Origin of the sequence: Streptomyces sp. NPDC023838, assembly GCF_040639555.1 — a bacterium.
In the GTDB taxonomy this organism is placed as follows: domain Bacteria; phylum Actinomycetota; class Actinomycetes; order Streptomycetales; family Streptomycetaceae; genus Streptomyces.
This window is the reverse complement of sequence record NZ_JBFAAD010000006.1, coordinates 81,081-102,969: the sequence shown is the minus strand read 5'-3', so window position 1 is coordinate 102,969 and position 21,889 is coordinate 81,081. Positions and strand designations below refer to the sequence as shown.

Sequence of the window (21,889 nt, the reverse complement as noted above, 5' to 3'; positions counted from 1 at the left end):
CTGCGTAAGGCCGTTCGGGGTGGCGGAGCGGATGCTCACGCGTCGAAGTCGAGCGCTATCTCGTCCGACTCCGGGCGGGCCCGGCACGGCAGCGTGTAGCCCGCCGCCAGCTCCGCCGCGCCCAGGGCGTACTGACGGTCCATCACCGCGCTGCCCCGGACCACCTTGGCGCGACAGCTGCCGCACAGGCCGTCGCGACAGGAGTACGGGGTCTCGGGCCGGGCGCGCAGCACCGCGTCGAGCACCACGCGGTCCTCGGGCCGCATCACCGTCTCGGTGGTGCGGCCGTCCAGGCGGGCGGAGATGAGACCGGTGCGGCCCAGCGGCTCCGGGGGCGGGGCGGGCGGAAGCCCGCCGCCGGTGGAGAAGAGCTCGAAGCGCACCCGGGCCTCGTCCGCGCCCCACCGCGTGAGCGCCTCCCGGACGGTCTCCACCAGCCCCCACGGCCCGCAGAGGTAGAAGTGGGTGCGCTCGTCGGGCTCGGCGCCCAGCAGCGCCAGCAGCTTGGGCAGCCGGGCCGCGTCGATCCGGCCGGAGAGCAGCTCGCTCTCGCGCTGCTCGCGGGAGAGCACGTGCAGGACGAAGAACCGGCCGATGTGGGCGTCCTTCAGGTCGGTCAGCTCGTCCGCCAGGAGCACCGACTGGGCGCTGCGGTTGGCGTAGACGAGCGAGACCCGGCACCGGGGGTCCTCCCGCAGTGCGGCCGCCGCCATGCTCAGCAGCGGAGTGATGCCGCTGCCGCCCGCCACCAGGACGTGATGCGCGCCGGGTACCTCCGCCAGGCGGAAGTCACCGGTGGGCGGCCCGAGTTCGAGGGTGTCGCCGGGGGCGAGCTCCGTGGTGGCGTACTCGGCGAAGCCGTCCGCGCCCAGCCGCTTGACCACCAGACGCAGGCCCGCCGGGTCCCGGGGCGGCAGACAGACCGAGTAGCTGCGGCGCAGCTCGCGCCCCTTCGGCCGGTGCCGTACGACCACGTGCTGGCCCGCCCGGTGTGCGAAGGTCTCCGCGAGCGGGCCGGGCACGGCGAGGCTGATCGCCACCGACTCGTCGCCCACCTCCTCCACGGCGGTGACCGGCAGCCGGTACCAGCCGGTCGCCCGGCGGGCCGGCGCTGCCGGGGGAGCGGCGCTGGTCGTCGCTGTCGTCATGATGGTGCGTCACATCGCCTTCAGATGCGCGAAGGTCTCCTGGCACGCGGTGCACACCAGGACGGCTTGGCAGCGGGTCGCCCCGAACGGGCTCTGCGGCCGGGTCGCCACCGAGCCGCAGTGCGGACAGGGCACCCCCAGACCGACCCGGACCGACAGCGGAGCCCTGGCGGGGCCCGGCGGCACGATGCCGTGTTCGGAGAGCTTGCGGCGGCCCTCGTCGGTGATCCAGTCGGTGGTCCAGGCGGGCGAAAGCACCTGCCGCACCCGCGCGTCCGGGTGGCCGCTCTCGGTGAGCACGGCCCGGATCCCGGCCTCGATCGCGGGCATGGCCGGGCAGCCCAGGTAGGTCGGGGTGATGACGACCTCCAGGGCGCCGTCGTCGGCCGCCTCCACCGCGCGGATCACTCCCAGATCGGCCAGCGAGATCATGGGGAGCTCGGGGTCGGGCACGGTGTTCACCCGGGCCCGCACCTGGTCGGCGTCCAGCCGGGGGGCGCTCACCAAGTGCCTCCCGGGTACTGGAGGCGTACGGACTGGAGCTCGGCGAGCAGCGGCGCGAACGCCTCGGTGTGCAGGCCGTCCCGGCCGCCCGTCGCCTGCCACGCCGGCCTGGGCAGCGTGAGACGCGCGTCGTCGAGGACGGCGGCGATCTCCCGCTCCCACTCCTCGCGCAGCCGCGCCGGTGCGACGGCGGTCCCCTCCGCGTCCAGCCGGTCCACCAGGGCGTCCGGCTCGAAGAGTTCGGCCGCGTACGGCCACACCAGGTCGAGCCCGGCCTGCATCCGGCGGCGGCTCTCGGCGGTGCCCCGGCCCAGGCGCACGGTCCACTGGTCGGCGTGCATCTGGTGGTACTCGACCTCCCTGGCCGCCCGGGCGCCGAAGGCGGCGAGGGTGTCGTCGGAGGTCTTCTCCAGGGCGCTCCACAGCAGCCTGCTGTAGTGCGCGTACACCAGCTGGCGGGCGATCGTCACCGCGAAGTCACCGGACGGCAGCTCCATCAGGAGCGCGCTGCGGAACTGGCGCTCGGTGCGGTGGTAGGCCAGGTCGTCCTCGCTGCGGCCGGTTCCGTCGAGCTCGCCGCTGTAAGCGAGCAGGGTGCGGGCGTGGCCGAGCAGGTCCAGCGCGATGTTGGCGAGCGCCAGGTCCTCCTCGATGGTGGGCGCCCGGGTCACCAGGGCGCACAGCCGCTGGCACAGCACCAGCGCGTCGTCGCCGAGCCGCAGCGCGTAGGCGGCGAGGCCGGGGTCGGATGCTCCGGCCGCGCCGGACGCGTGGTCGTCCGGCCGCGCGCTGTCCGTGGCCGGTCGTGCGGTCTCCGGCGCCCCCGGTGGTGTGCGTTCAGCCGTCATGGCCGCTTTCCTCGTTCAACGGGATGTAGTGCTCGGGGTACCGGTACGGCTTGTGGGCGGCGTTGCTGAAGAACGGGTCCTTCTCGCTCGGCGAGGCGGCGTGCACCGCGTCCGAGCGCACCACCCACACCGAGACGGTCTCGCCCCGACGGGTGTACAGATCCCGGGCGTTGGCCAGCGCCATGTCGGCGTCGGCCCCGTGGACCGAGCCCACGTGCTGGTGGGCCAGGCCCCGGCGCGGCCGGATGAACACCTCCCACGGCGTCAGCACCCGTGCGGACCGCTCGCTCATGACACGCGCCTTTCCTCGTCGTCCCGTTCCGCGTACTCCCCGTCCCCGTCGGCCAGTTGAGCCGCGTAGGCGTCGACCGCCTCGCGCACCCAGGCGCCGTCCTCGTGCGCCGCCACCCGGTGGGCGAGCCGCTGGCGGCTGCACTGCGAACCGTCGCCGAGCGCGCCCCGGAACAGCTGCCAGTCGATCGGGCTGAAGTCGTAGTGCCCGCGCTCCTCGTTCCAGCGGATCGCCGGGTCGGGCAGGGTCACCCCCATCCGTTCCGCCTGCGGCACACAGTTGTCGACGAACCGCTGGCGCAGCTCGTCGTTGGTGTGCCGCTTGATGCCCCAGGCCATCGAGCGCTGCGAGACGGCGGCGCCCATCGCCGCGGTGCGGTCGTCAGCGCCGCCTGCCACGGTGTCCGGCGGCCCGAACATCAGCGCCACCGCGGGCAGCCACCAGCGGTTGACGGCGTCCTGCGCCATCTCCTTCTGCGCGGGCGTCCCCCGGCACAGCGACCACAGCACGTCGTAGCCCTGGCGGACGTGGAACGCCTCCTCCTGGCACACCCGGCGCATCGCCCGGGCGTACGGACCGTACGAGGTGTGGCACAGCGGTGCCTGGTTGACGACGGCCGCGCCGTCCGTGAGCCAGGCGATGGCCCCGGTGTCGGCCCAGGTCAGGGCCGGATGGTTGAAGGTGGCGGCGTAGCGCTGGTGCCCGCTGTGCAGCGCGTCCAGGAGCTCGGCGCGCGACACCCCGAGGGTCTCCGCCGCCGAGTAGAGGTAGAGCCCGTGGCCCGCCTCGTCCTGAACCTTGGCCAGCAGACTCGCCTTGCGGTGGAGCGAGGGGGCCCGGGTGAGCCAGGAGCCCTCGGGCTGCATGCCGATGATCTCGGAGTGCGCGTGCTGGGAGATCTGCCGGATCAGCATCCGCCGGTAGCCGTCGGGCATCCAGTCCCGGGGTTCGATCTGCTCCCCGGCCGCGAGCAGCGCCTCGAAGTGCGCGTTGAGCTGCTCCACGCCGTCGACCACCCCTTCGTCCAGGACCGCCGCGGTGGCGGTGCCTTCACAGATGAAGAGGTCTGACCTGGGGCGTTCAATCCCTTCGTCCGCTCCGTTGGCCCGTGACGAAGGTCACGCGCACCCCGGGGAGTGTGCGGCGGCGGCGGCGCCTCTCTCTTCGGTAGTCAGTGCAACGAGAGGGGTACGCCATGAGCACCATCAGGACGATGCTGGTCGAGCTGACCGGGACACCGGAGTACGCCGAGGTCATCGGCGACGACGAGGACCTCAGCGCCAGCGGAATCGACTCCGGGGACCTCGTCCGCCTCATCCTGCTCATCGAGCAGCGCACCGGCATCGAGGTGACGGCCGAGGACATGGAGGGCCTGTCCACCATCGCGGACTATGAGCGGTTCATCGCGGACCGCGACGCCGCCACCCCGCAGCCGGGCGCCGCCTGATGTGGCTGACCCAGTTGGCGGAGCGCAACCGCCAGTGCTTCCCGGACCGGACGGCCCTGGTGGACGAGCGCCGCTCCGTCACCTGGGCCCAGTTCCACGACCGGAGTGTCAGCCTCGCCCACGGGCTCGCCGGGCTCGGCATCCGGCGCGGTGACCGCGTCGCCGTGCTCTCCCTGGACCGCATCGAGGTCCTGGAGACGTACTTCGCGCTGGCCCGCATCGGGGCGCTCTTCGTCCCGCTCAACCACAGCCTGACCCCGGCCGAGGTGACCGGGATCGTCGAACGCACCGGCGCCGTCGCCGTGATCGGCGAGAGTGCGCTGCTGGCCCGCCACCCCGACCTGCCGGTGCGCACGCGCGTCCGCCTGGACGACGAGGCGTTCACCGCGCTCGGCGCCGAGGGCGGACCGGCGCTGGATGACATCCCGGACGACGCCCCAGCGGCGATCCTGCACACCTCGGCGACCACCGGCCAGGCCAAGGGCGTCACCGTCGACCACGCCTCCTTCCGGGCCATCGCGCTCGGCTGGCTCGCCGTGGCCCGGCCCGCCGACGAGGTGGTGCTGGTCAACTGCTGCCCGCTCTACCACGGCAGCATGGTCGTCTCGCTGACCTACATGGCCGCGGGCGCGACCGTGGTCCTGATGCCCGGCTTCAAGCCGCAGACCGCGCTGGCCGCCATCGAGACCCACCGCGCCACGCACGTCTGGCTCGTCCCGCAGATGCTGCGCTTCGTGCTGCGCGCCAAGTCCGCCGACACCACCGACCTTTCGACCCTGCGCGAGATCCTGTACGGGGCCGCGCCCATGCCGGCGGACATCTACGCCGAGGCGGTCGAACGGCTCGGCTGCGGATTCCGGCAGGTGTACGGGATGACCGAGGTCGGCGGCCCGTTCGTCACCCTCGGCCCCGACGAACACCCGGCGCCCGGCGCGGTACCCGACGTGATCCCGGCCGGCCGGGTCATCCCCGGTATGTCCGCGCGCGCCCTGGACGCGCAGGGGCACGAGGTCGAGCCCGGCGCCATCGGGGAGATCTGCGTCCGCGGTCCCGGCCTGATGCGCGGCTACTGGGGCGACGAGGCCGCCACCGCCGAGATCACCGTCGACGGCTGGATCCGCACCGGCGACCTCGGGTTCATCGACCGGGCCGGGCTGATTCGGCTGATCGACCGCAGCAAGGACCTGATCATCCGGGCCGGCCAGAACGTCTACCCCTCGGAGATCGAACGCGCCCTCCAGGCTCACCCGGCGGTGCGCGACGCGGCGGTCGTCGGGGTGCCGGACGAGGACTTCGGCGAGGTCCCGCTGGCGTACGTCGTGGCCGAAGAGGGCACCGGCACGGTCGAGTTGCAGGCGCATCTGGCGCAGCGGCTGGCCTCGTACAAGCGTCCCCGGCGTATCGAGTTCATCGACCAGGTGCCCCGCAACCCGGCCGGGAAGATCATCAAAAAGCTGCTGCGGGCCTGAACCGGCGCCGCGCACAGGGGGCCGGTCGGCGACGCCGACCGGCCCCGACTGCTCTGCTACGCCTTCGCGTTGACCAGGACGGCCATGTTCCCGGCCGGGTGCTGGTTGTCGTGGATCAGCTGGTGCGCCTTGCCGATCTCCTCGAAGCCGAGGGTGAGCGACAGACACGGGTCGAGCAGTCCCTGGTCGATCATGGTGGTCACCTCACGGGCCTCGCGGGCGTTGGAGACGTGCGAGCCCTGCAGCCGCTTCTGGCGCATCCACAGGAAGCGCAGGTCCACATCGCCGTTGTAGCCGGTGGTGCCGCCGCAGATGACGACCATGCCCGCGTTGTCGCACAGGTACATGGAGGTCGGGATGGTGTCGGCGCCGGAGTGCTCCAGGACGATCCTGGGGGCCCGGCGCTCGCCGAGGACCTCCCAGAAGCGGCGGCCGAAGGCACGGGCCCCGGTGAGCCAGCGGGCCATCGCCTCGTCGTCGGAGGTGTCCGGCAGCCGCCCCCAGTGGTCGAAGTCGCGGCGGTTGATGTAGCCCTTGGCGCCCAGCCGCACGCAGTACTCGCCGCGTTCGTCGCTGGAGACCACCGCGATGGGGATGCCTCCGCGCTGCCGCACCAGCTGGATCGCCATACACCCCAGGCCGCCCGCCCCGCCCCAGATCAGCACCACGTCGCCGGGGCGCACGGTGTGCGGCTCCCAGCCGAAGAGCTGCCGGTAGGCGGTGGCGGCTGTCGCCATGTAGCAGGCCGCCTCCGCCCAGGAGAGCCGCTTCGGCTTGGGGTGGCACTGGTACTCGTCGACGACGGCGAACTGCGCGAACGACCCGTAGTTCTCCTCGTACCCCCACACGCTCTGCGAGGACGAGGTGCAGGGGTCGGCGCCGAGCCGGATGTCCTCGGCGCTCTCGTCCCACACACTCGCGAGCAGCACGATCTCGTCGCCCGGCTTGAGGCGCACGCCCTCCCCGACCGCCCAGACGACGCCGGACGCGTCGGAGCCGCCGATGTGGAAGTCCTCGACGGCGCCACGCTTGCGCCGGGCGGCTATGACGTCCACGGGGTCGCCGAGCGAGGCCCACACGTTGTTGTAGTTGACGCCCGCCGCCATCACCTTGATGAGGACCTGGCCGGGCCCGACCGGGGGCACGTCCACCACCTCGGTACGGAAGGCGTCGATGGGCTGCCCGTAGCGCTCGGGCCGGATGAGCGAGGCGTACATGCGCTTGGGCGCCTCGCCCAGCGGCGGCGCGTCTCCGAGTTCGTACAGGTCCTGGGTCATGGGGTGGCTCCTGAGGGTGCGGGGGCGGACGGGGCGAGTCGGCTGAGGCAGGTGTGGTGGTCGGCGGCGGCTCCGACCGCGTCCCACCCGGCGGGCACGGGGGCGAACGCGGGCCACAGGGAGTGCTCTCCCGTCGCGTTGACGAGCACCAGGTGCGAGGGCTCGCCCTCGCCGTGGGACTCGAACGGACTGGGCACGGGGGTTCCTTCCTTCGCGGTCAGCCGGTGGGCCGCAGGGCGGCGGCCAGGGCCGCGCCGATGCGGGCCATCGGCTCCGGCTCGGTCATCTCGTAGTGGCCGCAGGGCATGGCGTGGTCGGTGAGGACGCCGCCGACGTACGGGCGCCAGCTGTCGGCCTTCCCGGTCGCCAGCGACAGGTCGGCCGGGTCGGCGGGGACGCCGGCGTCCTCGGTGGCGCTGAAGAAGAGCACGTCGCCGCGGAACAGCTCGGGGGCGAACCCGGGGGCGATGGCGAGGTTGTTGCGCATCACCCGGGCGATCGCGAGCGCCTCCTCGCGGGTCACCGGTGAGGGTCCCCGCTCCGCGCCGTCCTCGCCGATCCGCCGGATCACCTCGTCGACGTCGTGTGCCCCGCCGTCGGGCATCTCCAGGCCCGCGACGCGCACCAGCAGGGACGCCACCTGACGCTCGGTCGCGGCGGGGTCGGCGGGCTCGTCCTGGGTCAGCGGGGCGTCCAGCATGGCCAGCAACTCGACCTCCTCGCCCTGCCGTTGCAGGGCGGTGGCCATGGCGTGGGCGACGAACCCGCCGTAGGACCAGCCCATCAGCCGGTACGGGCCCTCCGACTGCACCTCGCGCACCTGGGCGAGGTAGGAGTCGACCATGTCCTTGGCGTCGGCGGCCGGTTCACGGGCGCCGTCGAGGCCGTGGGCCTGGAGGCCGTAGACCGGCTGGCGGGCCCCGAGGTGGGGCAGCAGACCGGTGTAGCGCCAGGCGATGCCCGCGCCGGGGTGCACACAGAACAGCGGGCGCTGGTCGCCGTCGGCGCGCAGCGGCAGCAGCGGGGCGAACGCGTCCCGCCCGGCCGCCCCGCCGCGCCCGGCGAGCGCCACCAGACCGGCGATCGTGGGCGCCGAGAGGAACGCGGCGGCCGGCACGTCCAGGACGCCCCCGGTGCGCATCCGGCCCGCCAGGATCACGGCGCGCATCGAGTCGCCGCCCAGGTCGAAGTAGTTGTCGTGGACGCCGATGCCCTCGATGCCCAGGGTTTCCTCCCAGTGCCCGGCCACGGCGCGCTCTCGAGGGGTCCGGGGCGCCGCGTACTCGGTCGCCAGGTAGGGCCGGGGAGCCCGGCCGGAGCCGCTCCCGGGCGCCGCGTCGTCGTCCGCGGTGGCGAGCGGCCGGGCGCCGGGCGCCTCGATCCAGTGGCGGCGCCGCTCGAAGGCGTACCCCGGCAGCGGCACCCGGCGCGGCTCGCGCGCTCCGTCCGGTCCGGTGATGTCGGCGGGCACGCCCGCGCTCCACAGCCGGCCGAGGGCCTCCGCGAAGACCTGTCCGTCGGGGCTCGCGGCCTTGGCGTGGCGCATGGTGGCGACCGTGGTCACCGGCGCGTCGCCGAGCCGGGCCCCGGCGAGTTTGGCGAGGCTGTCGCCGGGGCCGATCTCGACGAACAGCGGGTTGCCGCGCTCCCACAGGGAGGCGACGCCGTCCGCGAAGCGAACCGTACGCCGGGTGTGGTCCAGCCAGTGGCCGACACTCGTCGCCTGCTCGTCGGTGACCCAGGTGCCGGTGACGTTGGTGACGTACGGAATGGTCGGCGCCCGCAGTGTCACGGTCCGCAGGACGTCCGCGAAGGCGGGCAGGATCGGGTCCAGGACGTGGGAGTGCGCGGCCGCCGGCATCCGCAGCCGACGGAAGGCGACCTCGTCCGCGAGCAGCCGCGCCTCCAGGGCCGCCACCGCGTCTTCGCGCCCCGCGACCGTACAGGCCGCCGGGCCGTTGACGGCCGCCAGTGACAGACCGTCGGCGAGGTAGCCGCGCAGGGCCTCCTCGCCGAGAGCCACGCCCACGGTGGCGCCCCCGGCCGAGGCGATCAGCCGGATCCGCTCCGCGACCAGCGGCAGCATCTCCTCCGGCGTCATCACCCCGGCCAGCGTGGCCGCCGTGTACTCGCCCAGCGAGTGCCCGATGAACGCGGCGGGCCGCACGCCGTGCTCCATCAGCGCGGTGGCCAGGGCGTATTCGGTGACCACCAGGGCCAGGAAGGCGTCGAAGCCGCCGGGTTCGGTGTGCTCGTACAGCGCGGTGCGCAGATCGCGGCCGGTCATGGGCCGCAGGATGGCCGCGCAGCGGTCGACGGCGTCCCGGTAGACCGGCAGCTCGTCGTAGAGCCCGGCGCCCATGCCGATGTACTGGGTGCCGCCGCCGGGCAGCAGGAACGCGACCGGCGGCGGCTCCTCGCCGCGCACCTCGGCGGGGGACTGGAGCGGGTGCAGCAGGATCCGTGCGGCTTCCTCGGTGCTCCGCGCCGCCACTGCCGCCCGGTGGGGCATGGCGGGGCGGTCGGTGCGCAGGGTGTGGGCGACGTCCGCGAGGTCCAGGTCCGGGTGCTCGGCGAGGTGGCGGCCGAGGTTCTCGGCCTGTCCGCGCAGGGCGCCGGGGGTGCGCGCGGAGAGCGGCAGCACGTGCCGGCGCGGGTTCTCCTCGCGGCGGGGAGCCGGTGCGGGCGCGGGCGGGGCCTCCTCCACGATCACATGGGCGTTGGTGCCGCCGACCCCGAACGCGCTGACGGCGGCCCGGCGCGGCGCGGAGCCGGAGTCCCACTCCTCAAGGGTGGTCGGCACCCGGAACGGGCTCGCCGCGAAGTCGATCAGCGGGTTGGGCTGCTCGAAGTGGAGGGTCGGCGGTATCTGCCGGTGCTCCAGGGCCAGCACGATCTTGATGAAGCCCGCGATCCCGGCGGCGGCGCCCAGGTGCCCGATGTTGCTCTTGACCGACCCCAGGGCGCAGAACTGCTCGCGGCCGCTGCTCTCCCTGAACGCCCGGGTCAGGGCGGCCACTTCGATGGGGTCACCGATGCGGGTGGCGGTGCCGTGGGCCTCCACATAGCCGATGGATTCCGCGTCGACGCCCGCGGCCACCTGGGCGGCGAGAATCGCCTCCGTCTGGCCCTCGGTGCTGGGGGCGGTGAAACCCACCTTGCGGCGGCGGCCGTCGTTGTTGATGGCCGAGCCCCGGATCACCGCGCGGATGCGGTCGCCGTCCGCGAGCGCGTCCTCCAGGCGCTTGAGGACGACCATGCCGACGCCGTCGCCCGAGGAGGTGCCCGCCGCGTCGGCGGCGAACGCCCGGCAGCGGCCGTCCGGCGAGAACGGCCCGTCGGGCACGTACCGGTAGCCGAGCAGCGCCGACGGGTTGAGCGAGGCGGCCCCGGCGAGCGCGACGTCGCACCGGTAGTCGATCAGGTCCTGGCACGCGGTGTGGATCCCGACGAGCGCGGTGGAACACGCCGTCTGGAGCGAGAGACTGGGCCCGGTCAGCCCCAGTTCGTACGAGATACGGGTCGCCAGGGTGCCCAGCGAGTTGCTGGTGGCGGCGTGGACCAGGGCGACCGAGGCGCTCTGTCCGGCGAAGCGGGGGTGGACGTGCCCCGGGTAGTAGCGGCTGTCGCCCGCTCCCGCGTACACACCGACCTGGAGGTCGCCGTGCCCGTTCGCGTAGCCGGCCTCCTCCAGTGCGTGGTAGGCGCACTCCAGGAGCAGGCGCTGCTGCGGGTCGACGACCTCGGCCTCGGCCGGACTGTAGCCGAAGAAGGCGGAGTCGAACCGGTCGATGCCCTCCACCACCGAGGCCATCCGCACCAGGTCCGGGTCGGCCAGGCCCGCCGGGTCGCCGCCCGCCGCCAGGAACTCCTCGTCGGTGATGGGCCGGATCGACTCCCGCCCGGCCGCGAGGTTCTCCCAGAACTCCTCGACCGTGTCGGCGTCGGGGAAGCGCGCCGCCATGCCGACGACCGCGACCGCTGTTTCGGGCCCGTACTCCGGCCGGTCTGCCTCATCCATCGTTACGGGGCCCATCGCTGCGGGATCCATCGTTACGGGGTCCTTCGTGCTCGGTGTGCGGGGTCTTCGGGGCGGGGCGGCGGGAGGCCCGCGCGGCGCGCTGGCGCTCGGCCCGCTGCCGTACGCGGTCGAGTCCGGTGGCCGGTGCGCTGTCCGGGGCCGGGGCCTGCGGGGCGCCGCCGACGCCGATGTCGGTGAGATGGCGGGCCAGCGCCCGGACGCTGGGATGGCTGAACAGGTCCACCACGCTCAGCTCGCAGCCGAGCTCTTCGTTGACCGCGCCCTGGGCGCGGACCAGGAGGAGTGAATGGCCGCCGAGGTCGAAGAAGTTGTCCTCGACGCCGACCCGGTCGCGCTCCAGGACACGGCACCAGATGGCGCTGAGGACCTTCTCCAGGCGGCGCAGCCCCTCGGCGGAGTCGTCGGCGGCCCCGGCCGTCTCGGCCGTCGACGAACCGGCCGCGCGCAGCACCCAGTTGCCGGTTGCCCCGGCCGCGTCGGCACTCTTCCCGGCCGCCGTGTACAGGGCGCCGATGTCGGCGTCGTCCTCCAGGACCACCCGGCCCGCCAGGCGGTGCACCGGGCGTGGCGGTGCCTGGACGTGGCCGCGCACCCAGGGCATGGCCCGGTCGGTGCCGATCAGCACGTGCGGCTCGTCCAGGGTGCGGGCCAGGTCGAAGGAGCGCAGTGCGGCGGATGCGTCGAGGACGCGGTAACCGCGCGCCTCCGTCAGCGACTTGAGCCCGTACCCCTCGCTCATGCCGAGCTCGTCCCACATGCTCCAGGCCAGGCTCCGCGCGTCCAGGCCGGCGCCCCGCTGATGGGCAGCGAGCGCGTCGAGGAAGGCGTTGGCGGCGGCGTACGAGCTGCTCATCGAGCCGCCGAAATAGCCGTTGACCGAGGAGAACGAGAGGAACGAGCGGACCTTGTGCTCCTGGGCGAGCCGGTGCAGCGCCCAGCCGCCGGTGACCTTCGCGGCAAGGGCCGCACGCCACTCCTCCAGGCCCAGATCGGCCACCGCCCGCTGTTCGAAGTGCCCCGCGAGGTGCACCACCCCGGCCAGCGGGGCGGACCAGGCGGCGGACGCCTCGTCGACCACGGCGCGCAGCCCGTCCAGGTCGGTGATGTCGGCGCTCGCGTACCGCACGTCGCCCAGCTCGCGCAGACCGCGGTACGTCTCGATCCGGCGGGCGAGCGCCCCGCCCTCGGCGAGGTGCTTGTCCCAGCTGTCCTCGTCGGGCAGTTGGGCGCGCCCGACCAGGAGCAGCCGGGTGCCCGGCGTCCTGAGCAGGTGCTCCGCGAGCCGTCCGGCCACTCCTCCCAGACCGCCGCTGACGAGGCGGAACCCCTCGGCGGCGGGAACAGCGGTGCGCGGCAGCGGGTCGGGCAGCGGGGCCAGGCGGCGGATCCAGCGCTGCCCGGCGCGGAAGGCCACCTCGGCGTCGGCCACCGGTACGGCGGCCTCCGCGAGCAGCAGCTCCGCGGTCTCGTCCGGGCTGGCCCCGGCCTCCAGGTCGACCTGGACGGTGCTCAGCCAGGGCAGCTCCTCGCGCAGGCTCTTGAGGAGTCCGCCGACGGCGCCGTGCGCGTAGCGGGGGCGCTCGCCCGCACGCACCGCCTGGCCTTCCTCGCCGACGAAGTGGACGGCGACCCGGCGGCCCGAGATGTGACGGGCCGTCAGGACCTGGGCGAGACAGAGCAGGGAGTCGGCGCCGTCGCGCTGGGCCTCAAGCAGCGCGCCCACGCTCTCCGGCTCTCCGCTTCCCGCGCCGAGCGTCCCCAGGTGCAGGACGGTGTCCACGGGCCGGTCGTCGGCCGCGAGCCTGTCAAGGAGCCGCCCGTAGTCCTCGTACGCGTCGACGCGCACCCGGTAGGTGGCGGCGTCGAGCCGGGCGAACGCCTCTCCGGCGGTGACGACCGTGCAGCGGGCGCCCCCTGCGCGCAGCCGCTCCGTGACGGCGTCGGCCACCTCGGCGGCCGCCGCGTGGCGCCCGGCCAACACCAGGGTGTGCCCGCCGGGCGCGGCCGGGGCGTGGACGCGCTCGGCGCGCTGCCACACCGGGCGCAGGAACCAGTCCGGCACGGTCGCGGTGCTGCCGAGCAGGATCTCCGAGGCCTGGGCGGCCGCGTCGAACTCGCCCGCCTCGAACCGCTTGCGCAGCTGGGTGCGCTGGATCTTCCCGATCTCCGTCTTGGGGATCACGGCCGCCTCGACCGGCATCAGGTGTGCCGGGCTGATGCCTATCTCCCGGGTGACCTTGCCGCGGATGGCGCGCAGCGCCTGGGTGACGTCGGTGCCCTCCTCCAGGTGGAAGAAGAGCGCGAGCTCGTCGGTGCCCGCCGTGGGGTCGGTGCGCACCGCGCAGGCCGCGGTGAAGCTCCGTACGACGAAGGGGAGTTCCTCGACGCAGGACTCGATCTCATGGCTGTAGTGGTTGACGCCGTTGACGATGATGACGTCCTTGGCGCGGCCCGTGATGTACAGCTCGCCGGAGCGCAGGAAGGCCAGGTCGCCGGTCTCGAACCAGCCCTCGGGGGTGAACGATTCCGCGTTCGCCTTGGGGTTGTCGTGGTAGCCGTGGGTCACCGTGGTGCCGCGCACCTGGAGGCGGCCGGCGGTGCCCTCGGCGACGATACGCTCCTGGTCGTCCACGATGCGCATGGCGAACCCCGGGTAGGGCAGCCCGCAGCTGACGAACGTCTCCTCACCGGGCTGCGGCTCGGCCGCGAGTACGGTGTCGGTGACCACCGACGAGGTCTCGGACATGCCCCAGCACGGGTGCATCACGTCCTGCGGCAGCCCGAAGGGTTTGAGCACCTCCAGGAAGCGCCGCGCGGTCGCGGCGACGACCACCTCGCCCGCGTTCATCACCAGCCGTACCGGCGACAGGTCCCAGGGCCGTCCGGCCATCCGGTGCGCCTGCTCGCTGACCAAGCCGAAGGCGAAGTTGGGCGCCCAGGTGACGGTGGCCCGGTGCCGGTGCGCCAGCTCCATCCAGCGCAGCGGGTCCTCCAGGATCCAGGAGGTCGGCGCGTGCACCTGCCGGCAGCCCAGGTAGACGTCCCGCAGGTGGAACATGACCACACCGGTGACGTGGTCGAGCGGGATCCAGTTGACCGAGACGTCTTGCTCGGTCAGCGAGTTGAGGGAGGCGGTGGCCGCCGCCCGGGTCAGGACGTTGCGGTGGCTGAGCCGGACCGCCTTGGGCAGCCCGGTGCTTCCCGAGGTCAGCAGCATCAGCACCACGTCGTCGGGCTGGGCGGGGTGCCACTCCTCGTCCTTGGGTCCCGCGCGCAGGGCGTCGGTCGTGGTCAGCCGCAGCCCCTGCCACTCCCGCCGCCGCGCGAGGTCGCGCAGACCCTCCTCGCCGGACGCGGAGGTGACGATCCAGGGGCGGTGCAGCATCTCCCACACGCCCTCCAGCTTGGCCACGGGCGCCGAGGTCGTCGCGTACGAGACGGGGACGGTCAGCGGCACGGTGACGAAGCCGCCCAGGACACAGCCCCACAGCGTGGCGAGGAAGTCCTCGGTGTCCTCGCACTGGAGGATCACCTGGTCACCGGGGCGCAGCCCGAGCTCGCGCAGACCGCCCAGGACGCGGGAGGCCTCCTCGATCAGCGAGGCGTAGCCGCGCCGCGTCTCGGTGCCGTCGGCGCGCACATGGACGACCTCGGCGTGCGGGCCGCCCTCGGCCGCCCGCCGCAGCGCCTCGGCCCAGCTGCCCACCGTCGGCTCGGGCAGCTCCGGCCCTTCACTGAGCGAGGGCGCGGCCGTGGCGGCGTCGGGGCCGGAGGCGTGTGCGGGGGCGTCCGTACGGGACGAGGACGCGCCGATGTACAACCGGCCGGGTTGCTCTGCCGTTTCCTCCAGGGTCACGGTCGCCGAGCGGACGCCCGGCAGCCCGGCCAGGCCGCGCTCCCACTGCCCGGCGGCCTCGGTGTCGATGACGGGCAGTTGGCCGAGCGCCTCGGTGTCCAGGGTGCCGTCGGGGTTCCTCGGCAGGTCGCTGACGGCGGCGATCCGGAGAGCGGGCTCGGGGTCGGTGCCGCGCAGGGCGCGGGCCGCCTGCTCGGCCGCGGCGGCCCGAGTGGGCACCGCGAACACGGTCGGCCTCCCGTCCGCGCCCGCCACGGCCACGGCGTCGCGCAGATCGCCCCGGGCGAGGAGGTCGCGCTCCAGGCCCACCGGGTCGAACCCCGTGTCCGCCGCTGCCTCGGCCCGGACGGCGGCCTCGGGGGCGGGCAGGGCGCCGAGGCGCAGGCCCGGGTCGTCGGCCACGGCGGCCAGCAGGGCGTGCAGGGCTCGCGCCACACCTTCCACGGTGGCGTGGTCGAACAGGTCGGCGGCGTACTCGATGTGGCAGGTGAGACCGGACCCGGCGCCGTCCCGCGCGCGGCGCTCCACCACGTCCACGAAGAGGTCGAACTTGGCGGTGCCGGTGGCGCTGGGCCGCAGCGGCGCCTCGTTGGCGCCGAGCCGCAGCACGGCCTCGGTGTTGTTCTGCAGGGCCAGCATGACCTGGAAGAGCGGGTGGCGGGCGGGGGTGCGGGCCGGGTTGAGCTCCTCCACCAGCCGGTCGAAGGGCAGGTCCTGGTGGTCGTAGGCGGCCAGGTCGAAGTCCCGTACGCGGGCGAGCAGTTCGCGGAACCCGGGGTCGCCCGAGGTGTCGGTGCGCAGGACCAGCGAGTTGGCCATCAGGCCGATCAGGTCGTCGAGCGCCTCGTCGGCGCGCCCGGCCACCGGGGTGCCGATGGGGATGTCGGTGCCGGCGCCCCAGCGGGTGAGCAGGGCGGCGAGGGCGCTCTGCAACACCATGAACAGGCTGGCGCCGCTCTCGTCGCCGAGGCGCAGCAGGGCGCGGTGCAGCTCGGGGGCGACGTCGAGAGTCAGATGTCCGCCCCGGCGGCCCGGGGCCTGGGGGCGGGGCCGGTCGGCGGGCAGCGGGATCTCCACCGGAAGGCCGCGGAGCGCCTCCTTCCAGAAGTCAATCTGACGATCCATCAGGCCAACTGACCCTGCGGCCAGTTCGCGCTGCCACAGCGTGTAGTCGGCGTACTGGACCGGCAGTTCGTCCCAGCTCGGGTCGCGGCCCTCGGCGCGGGCCGCGTACGCGGTGGAGAGGTCCTCGGCCAGCGGGCGCAGCGACCAGCCGTCGGCCGCGCTGTGGTGCAGGACGATCACCAGGGTGCGCGCCGCCCCCGTCCCGTACAGACCGGCCCACAGCGGCTGGTCGCGGGTGAGGTCGAAGCGGTGCCCGCGCGCCCGGGAGACATACGCCCCGACCTCCTGCGCGGGGCAGTCGACGACGTGCAGCACGGGCCGCAGGGAGCCGGGCGGGTGGATCTCCTGGCGGGGTGTGCCGCCGGTCTGCGGAAGGAGGGTGCGCAGGCTCTCGTGCCGGTCGGCGACATCGGCCAGCGCCGCCCGCAGCGCGTCCACGTCGATCTCCCGCCCCAGCGGGACCACCAGCGGAATGTTGTACGTGGCGGCCGCCCCGTCCAGCTGGTTGAGGAACCACATGCTCTGCTGGGTGGCGGAGAGCGGCACCGGGTCCGGCCGCTCGGCGCGTACCAGCGGCGGCCGGGCCGCTCGTTCGCCGTCGGAGGTGACGCGGGCGGCGAGCGCCGCCGGGGTGGGCAGCGCGAAGAAGGCGGCCATGGAGACCTCGGCGCCGGTGGCCGCGCGCAGCCGCGTCATCAGCCGGGTGGCGAGGAGCGAATGCCCGCCGAGGTCGAAGAAGTTGTCGTCGACGCCGACGGTCCCGCCGGGCAGCCGCAGCAGCTCCTCGTAGAGGCGGCACACCAGCGTCTGGGACTCGGTGGCCGGGGTCCGGCCGGTGGCCGCGGCGGCGAAGTCGGGGGCGGGCAGGGCCTTGGTGTCCAGCTTGCCGTTGGCCGTCAGCGGCAGTTCGTCCAGGACCACGCACGCGCTGGGCACCATGTGCTCGGGCAGCGACTCGGCCAGGTGGGCGCGCAGTTCCGCCGGCTGCGGGCGCGATCCCGGGGCGGGCACCGCGTAGGCCACGAGGATCCGGTCGGCCGCCCCCTCCGTCTCCCGGGTCACCACGGCGGCCCGGGCCACGCCCGGGTGGCCCAGGAGCGTGGCCTCGATCTCGCCGGGCTCGATGCGGAAGCCGCGGATCTTCACCTGCTGGTCGGAGCGGCCCGCGTACTCCAGCGTGCCGTCCAGGGCCCGGCGGGCCAGGTCGCCGGTGCGGTACATGCGCTCGCCCGGCGGGCCGAAGGGGTCGGCGACGAACCGCTCGGCGGTCAGCTCCGGGCGGTTCAGATAGCCGAGGGCGAGACCGGGGCCCGCCACGTACATCTCACCGACCCGGCCCGGCACCACGGGCTGGAGGCAGTGGTCGAGGACGTACACCCGCAGGTCCGGGAGAGCGGTACCGATGACGCTGCGGGCGCGTGGGTCCTCGATCAGCTCGCGGGTGACGCGCTGGTGGGTGACGTGGACGGTGGTCTCGGTGATGCCGTACATGTTGACGAGGGCGGGCGACTGATCGCCGTGCCGCTCCAGCCAGGGGCGCAGATGCGCGGGCTCCAGGGCCTCGCCGCCGAACACCACGTACCGCAGGGCGAGCGGCCCGGACTCGTCACCGGCCTCCTGGTCGGCCTGGACGAGCTGCTGGAAGGCGGAGGGCGTCTGGTTGAGGACGGTGACGCCTTCGCGGTGCAGCAGCCGCAGGAAGTCGCGCGGCGCGCGGCTGGTCTCGTACGGGACGACGACGAGCCGGCCGCCGTGCAGCAGCGGCCCCCAGATCTCCCAGACGGAGAAGTCGAAGGCGTACGAGTGGAAGAGCGTCCACACGTCGTCCGGGCCGAAGGTGAAGTGGGCGGCGGACGTCTCGAAGAGCCGCACGACGTTGGAGTGCGGGATCACCACGCCCTTGGGACGGCCGGTGGAGCCCGAGGTGTGGATGATGTACGCCGGGTCGCTCGGGGTGAGCGGCGCCGTGCGGTCGGCCTCGGTGAGGTCGGTGTCCGGGTGCGCGGCCAGGTCGCGCTCGACGGCCGCGTCCCCGATGACGAGGGCGGCCGCGCCGGTCCGCGGCAGCGTCGGCGCGGTGAGCGCGTCGGTGACGAGCAGCGCGGGTGCGGCGTCCTCGGCCACCGCGCGGATGCGCTCGGCGGGGTAGCCGGGGTCCAGCGGCAGATACGCGGCCCCGGACTTGACCACGGCGAGCAGAGCGACGACGAGCTCCAGCGAGCGGGGCAGCGCCAGGGCCACCACCTCGCCCGGTCCGGCGCCGCGCTCGACCAGCAGGCGGGCGATCCGGTTGGCGCGGGCGTTGAGCTCCGCGTACGTCAGCGAGGCGCCCTCGTACGTCACGGCGACGGCCTGCGGGGTGCGGGCGGCCTGCGCCTCGAAGCGGGTGGGCAGGACGGCGTCCGGCGCGGTGTGTGCGGCTTCGGCGGTGGCGTACTCCGGTGATTCACCGGGGAGCAGCAGGCTCGTGCGGGCGAGCGGCAGGGCGGCGTCGGCCTCGGCGAGCTGGTCGAGCAGGAGCAGCAACCGCTGCTGGTGGTGCTCCAGTTCGGCCTCGGTGTACAGGGCCGGGTTGGCGTCGAAGGCGATCCACAGGCCTTCGCCGCCCGCGCCGGGCCGCACGTTGATCTGGAGGTCCTCGACGGCGCCGCCGGACAGGTGGTGCGAGGTGGTGCGGTGGCCGCCGAAGGGCGGCTCCTCGTCGAACGGGACGAGGTTGACGACCGGCCCGTACAACCGCCGCGCCCCGCCGATGAGTTTGAGGTCGCGGCGCAGGTCCTCGGCCCGGTACTGCTGGTGCTTGCGCACGTCGCGTAACTCGGCGGCGACGGCCTCGACCAGCTCACCGGCCGTGGTGGCGGGGGTGACGGCGAGGCGCAGCGGCAGGATGTTGGACGCCGTGCCGGGCGTGCGCAGCGCGGTGGAGCCGAGCCGGCTCATGGTGGGCAGACCGAGCACGACGTCCTGCTGTCCGGTGACCCGGTGCAGGTAGGCGGCGACGGCCGCGACGACGAGGTCGTTGCGCGCCCCGCCCAGGCGGGCGGCCGCGGTGGACAGCCGCTCGGTGTCGGCGGCGGAGAGCAGCGAGGTACGGCGCAGGAAGGAGGGGGCGGGCGGTGCGACGGCTTCGGTGAGGCCGGTGGCGCCGGGGAAGTCGGCGAACCGGGCGGTCCAGTAGGCGCGGTCGCGTACGAAGCGGTCCGAGGCCCGGTAGGCCGTCTCCTCGTCGAGCAGCCGGTTCACCGGGGCGAACGGGTTCGCGGGCACCTCGCGGCCGTCCGCGAGCGCCGCGTAGACCTCGGAAAGGCGCCGGGCGACCAGCTTGTAGCTGTAGCCGTCGAGGAGGATGTGGTGGGCCCGCAGGAACCAGAAGAAGCGGTCGGGGGCCACGGTGAAGAGGGCGTGGGTGAACAGCGGCCCCTCGGAGAGGTCGGCCGCCGCCGCCATGTCGGCGCGTATCCATGCCTCGGCCGCCGCGCGCGGGTCCGCCTCACCGCTGACGTCCACCAGCCGCAGTGGCCAGTCGTCACCCGCGGCCGACGCGGAGCGGGGGCCCTCGGGGGTGTCGGTGAACCGCAGGGCGAAGGTCTGCGCCTCGCCGACGGTGCGGCGCAGCGCGGTCTCGAACAGCGCGGTGTCCACCGGCCCGTGGATCTCCACGTACTCGGCGGTGTTGTAGGCGGCGTTCGCGGGGTCGAGCCGCTGGGCGAACCAGAGTCCCTGCTGGGCTCCGGTCAGCGGGCTACTGGTGTCCTCCTGGACAGACATGGCACCAACCCTCATTAGGCGTCTGGGAAATTCTCGGCGCGCGGAAAGAACCCGCGGGCCCTCGCTGGGAAGCCGTTGGGCAGGCGTGTGTGATCCGCCCACTGGTTGTGCGGAATGGGGCACGCGAACGGACGCGAGGAATGCGTCGCTGGAACATCAACCCTGCATGAGGGGAAGTCGGCGGGTCAAGGGGATCACCCGCCGGGCGTGTCACCCGACGGACCGTCAAAAAGCTCTGGATTACGGGGTCATTCTGTCATGTGTCATGTGCACGGCCGCATGAATTCGGCCAGCTTGTGAAGTTCAGTCGGCGTCAACGAATCAGCCATGACCTGTTAAAGAATCGTGCTGTTGGCAAGTGCCCACTTGGTGAAACCGCTGTATACGAGCGTCCGGCAGGGCGAGTCGAGCGCCGATGTTGAGCCAAAACGCCGGTGCGCGGCGAGGGAGGTGCGCACGTTCCGGTTAGCGTTCGGGCCAGCTTGGGTATTCCCCCCACTGCCGAAGCGGGCCGGGTGCGGAGGGGCTGAGGGATAGGTCACTCCGCAGGCCTCCTTGAAGCCCTTGCGGGACAATGGAATTGCCGCTTCACTGAAACGCGATTCCGGATCCGTGCATCGGCCAATACGCCGAACCGCGTGAGCGGCCCTTTTCCGGGGTGGGGCAGGACGCGGCCGGACCCGGCGTTCCGCGACGGAAAGCAAATGGAAAGGTCATGGGGATGCAGCGCAAGTTATGCCCGGTCGAGACGATCTACGTGGCGCAGCGGAGCCGTGCCGTGCTCTCCTGCACCGTGCGCGGCGACCTCGACGAGGAGCTGCTCGCCGCGGCGTTCGCCGCCAAGGTCGCCGAACACCCCTCGCTGCGCTGCCGGATCGCCGTCGAGGACGGAGTCCATGTGCTCCAGCCGTTGGCGGCGGACGAACTGCCGAGGCTGCTGGTGCGCGAGGGTGGCCCCGACTCCTTCACCGAGGAGTTCAACACCCCGCTGCCGGTCGGCGGCCCGCTGGTGCGGGCCGTGCTCTTACGGGGCGCCGACGAGCACACCGTGATGCTCAGCGTCGACCACACCATCACCGACGGCCACAGCGCCATCGCGCTTCAGAACGCCCTGTGGGACACCTATACCGCGCATACCGCGAAGGCCGGTGAACTCCGCGACGGAGCGGGGCAGTTCGCAGGGCAGTTCAGCGAGCAGTGGCCGAGCCCCGTCTCCGAACTGCTGCCGCCCGTCTCCGCGCAGGAGGCCGAGGAGTATCTCGCACGCCGCGTCGAGCGGACCCGCCAGGCCCCCGTCATGTGTCTTCCGTACGAGGCCGTGGGCACCGAGCGCGCCCCCGGCGAGCCCGAACGCACCGTACAGCGCGTGCTGTTGGAGCCGGACGAGACCGCGCGGCTGCTGCGCTTCGCCAAGGCCCAGGACGTGTCCGTGCACGGCCTGATCGCCGCGGCGGCCCTGACCGCCGTCCGCCACCGCCTCGGCGGCGGGCCCGGGGCGCGCACCCTCGGCTGCCTCTCCCCGGTGGACCTGCGCTCCCGGCTCACCCCGCCGCTGGACCGCGAAGTGATGGTGCCCGCGGTCACCTCCTGTCTGGACGTGCTCGAAGTGGAGCACGACGCCGACCCGCTGACCCTGGCCCGCCGGGTCACCGAGAATCTGCACGCGGCCATCGGGCGGGGCGACTTTCTTCAGGAGCTGCACCTCCTGCCCCAGGTCCCGCGGCACCCCGCGCTCCTCGCCACCAGCGTGATCGTGACCAACATGGGCCGGGTCCCCGGCCCGGTGACCCCGGACGGCCTGGAGGTCACCGACGTACGCCTCGCCCCGGCCCGCGAGCACTACTTCCCCGAGGCCGGGCGCGGCCCCGTGATGGCCTGCGTGGTCTCCTTCGACGACCGGCTCGGCATCGAACTGCCGTACAGCGCGGGGTGCTTCACCCACCAGCAGATGGACGAGCTGCGCGCCGCCCTGCACACCACCCTGCTCGCCTTCGCCGCCCACCGCGACGACGCCGAGGGCGCGGTGGCGGTGCCCGCCTGAGGGACGCGCCGGCGCCCGCCCGGCGCTGCGCGCACCCCTCCACGCATCTCTTCGAGCAGACCGAGTCCAGGA

At 73.6% G+C, this 21,889-nt stretch carries 12 protein-coding genes; 3 read left to right on the top strand and 9 right to left on the bottom strand.

Annotated elements, in window-relative coordinates; all coding sequences use genetic code 11:
• Positions 1 to 35: 35 nt before the first annotated feature.
• From AB0G17_RS09835 to paaA, 5 genes are read right to left on the bottom strand one after another with little or no spacing between them, the layout of a single operon-like run.
• Positions 36 to 1,148, bottom strand: a complete 1,113-nt coding sequence (locus AB0G17_RS09835; protein WP_361378328.1) for a 2Fe-2S iron-sulfur cluster-binding protein — start codon at positions 1,146 to 1,148, stop codon at positions 36 to 38.
• Positions 1,149 to 1,157: 9 nt separating this feature from the next.
• A complete protein-coding gene (gene paaD / locus AB0G17_RS09830) occupies positions 1,158 to 1,652 on the bottom strand; it encodes a 1,2-phenylacetyl-CoA epoxidase subunit PaaD (RefSeq protein ID WP_361378325.1) in 495 nt (164 codons plus the stop codon).
• The gene (gene paaC / locus AB0G17_RS09825; RefSeq protein WP_361378322.1) at positions 1,649 to 2,500 is read right to left on the bottom strand and encodes a 1,2-phenylacetyl-CoA epoxidase subunit PaaC; all 852 of its coding nucleotides are present in this window, start codon (positions 2,498 to 2,500) and stop codon (positions 1,649 to 1,651) included. Before paaC ends, paaD begins: the two co-directional genes overlap by 4 nt.
• On the bottom strand, positions 2,490 to 2,792 hold the full coding sequence (gene paaB, locus AB0G17_RS09820; protein ID WP_067162897.1) for a 1,2-phenylacetyl-CoA epoxidase subunit PaaB: 303 nt from the start codon (positions 2,790 to 2,792) through the stop codon (positions 2,490 to 2,492). Before paaB ends, paaC begins: the two co-directional genes overlap by 11 nt.
• Positions 2,789 to 3,796, bottom strand: coding sequence for a 1,2-phenylacetyl-CoA epoxidase subunit PaaA (paaA, locus tag AB0G17_RS09815; RefSeq protein WP_361378318.1), 1,008 nt, complete (start codon positions 3,794 to 3,796; stop codon positions 2,789 to 2,791). Before paaA ends, paaB begins: the two co-directional genes overlap by 4 nt.
• A gap of 191 nt (positions 3,797 to 3,987) precedes the next feature.
• Between paaA and AB0G17_RS09810 the strand changes: the two genes are divergently transcribed.
• Entirely contained in the window at positions 3,988 to 4,239 is a 252-nt protein-coding gene (locus tag AB0G17_RS09810) for an acyl carrier protein (protein ID WP_361378315.1), read from the top strand.
• The gene (locus tag AB0G17_RS09805) at positions 4,239 to 5,708 is read left to right on the top strand and encodes an AMP-binding protein (RefSeq protein WP_361378312.1); all 1,470 of its coding nucleotides are present in this window, start codon (positions 4,239 to 4,241) and stop codon (positions 5,706 to 5,708) included. The genes AB0G17_RS09810 and AB0G17_RS09805 overlap by 1 nt, the downstream gene beginning before the upstream one ends.
• A 56-nt stretch (positions 5,709 to 5,764) precedes the next feature.
• Here AB0G17_RS09805 and ccrA read toward each other — a convergent pair whose 3' ends face one another.
• Genes ccrA through AB0G17_RS09785 form a run of 4 tightly spaced genes read right to left on the bottom strand, consistent with a single transcriptional unit; the run spans position 5,765 to position 19,776 of the window.
• A complete protein-coding gene (ccrA, locus tag AB0G17_RS09800; protein ID WP_361378309.1) occupies positions 5,765 to 6,985 on the bottom strand; it encodes a crotonyl-CoA carboxylase/reductase in 1,221 nt (406 codons plus the stop codon).
• Positions 6,982 to 7,182: an MbtH family NRPS accessory protein gene (locus AB0G17_RS09795; protein WP_361378306.1), complete on the bottom strand. Its 201-nt coding sequence runs from the start codon at positions 7,180 to 7,182 to the stop codon at positions 6,982 to 6,984. The genes ccrA and AB0G17_RS09795 overlap by 4 nt, the downstream gene beginning before the upstream one ends.
• A 20-nt stretch (positions 7,183 to 7,202) precedes the next feature.
• Entirely contained in the window at positions 7,203 to 11,006 is a 3,804-nt protein-coding gene (locus tag AB0G17_RS09790; RefSeq protein WP_361378303.1) for a beta-ketoacyl synthase N-terminal-like domain-containing protein, read from the bottom strand.
• A complete protein-coding gene (locus tag AB0G17_RS09785; protein ID WP_361378300.1) occupies positions 10,999 to 19,776 on the bottom strand; it encodes an amino acid adenylation domain-containing protein in 8,778 nt (2,925 codons plus the stop codon). Before AB0G17_RS09785 ends, AB0G17_RS09790 begins: the two co-directional genes overlap by 8 nt.
• A gap of 715 nt (positions 19,777 to 20,491) precedes the next feature.
• Here AB0G17_RS09785 and AB0G17_RS09780 point away from each other — a divergent pair.
• Entirely contained in the window at positions 20,492 to 21,817 is a 1,326-nt protein-coding gene (locus AB0G17_RS09780) for a condensation domain-containing protein (RefSeq protein WP_361378297.1), read from the top strand.
• Positions 21,818 to 21,889 lie beyond the last annotated feature (72 nt).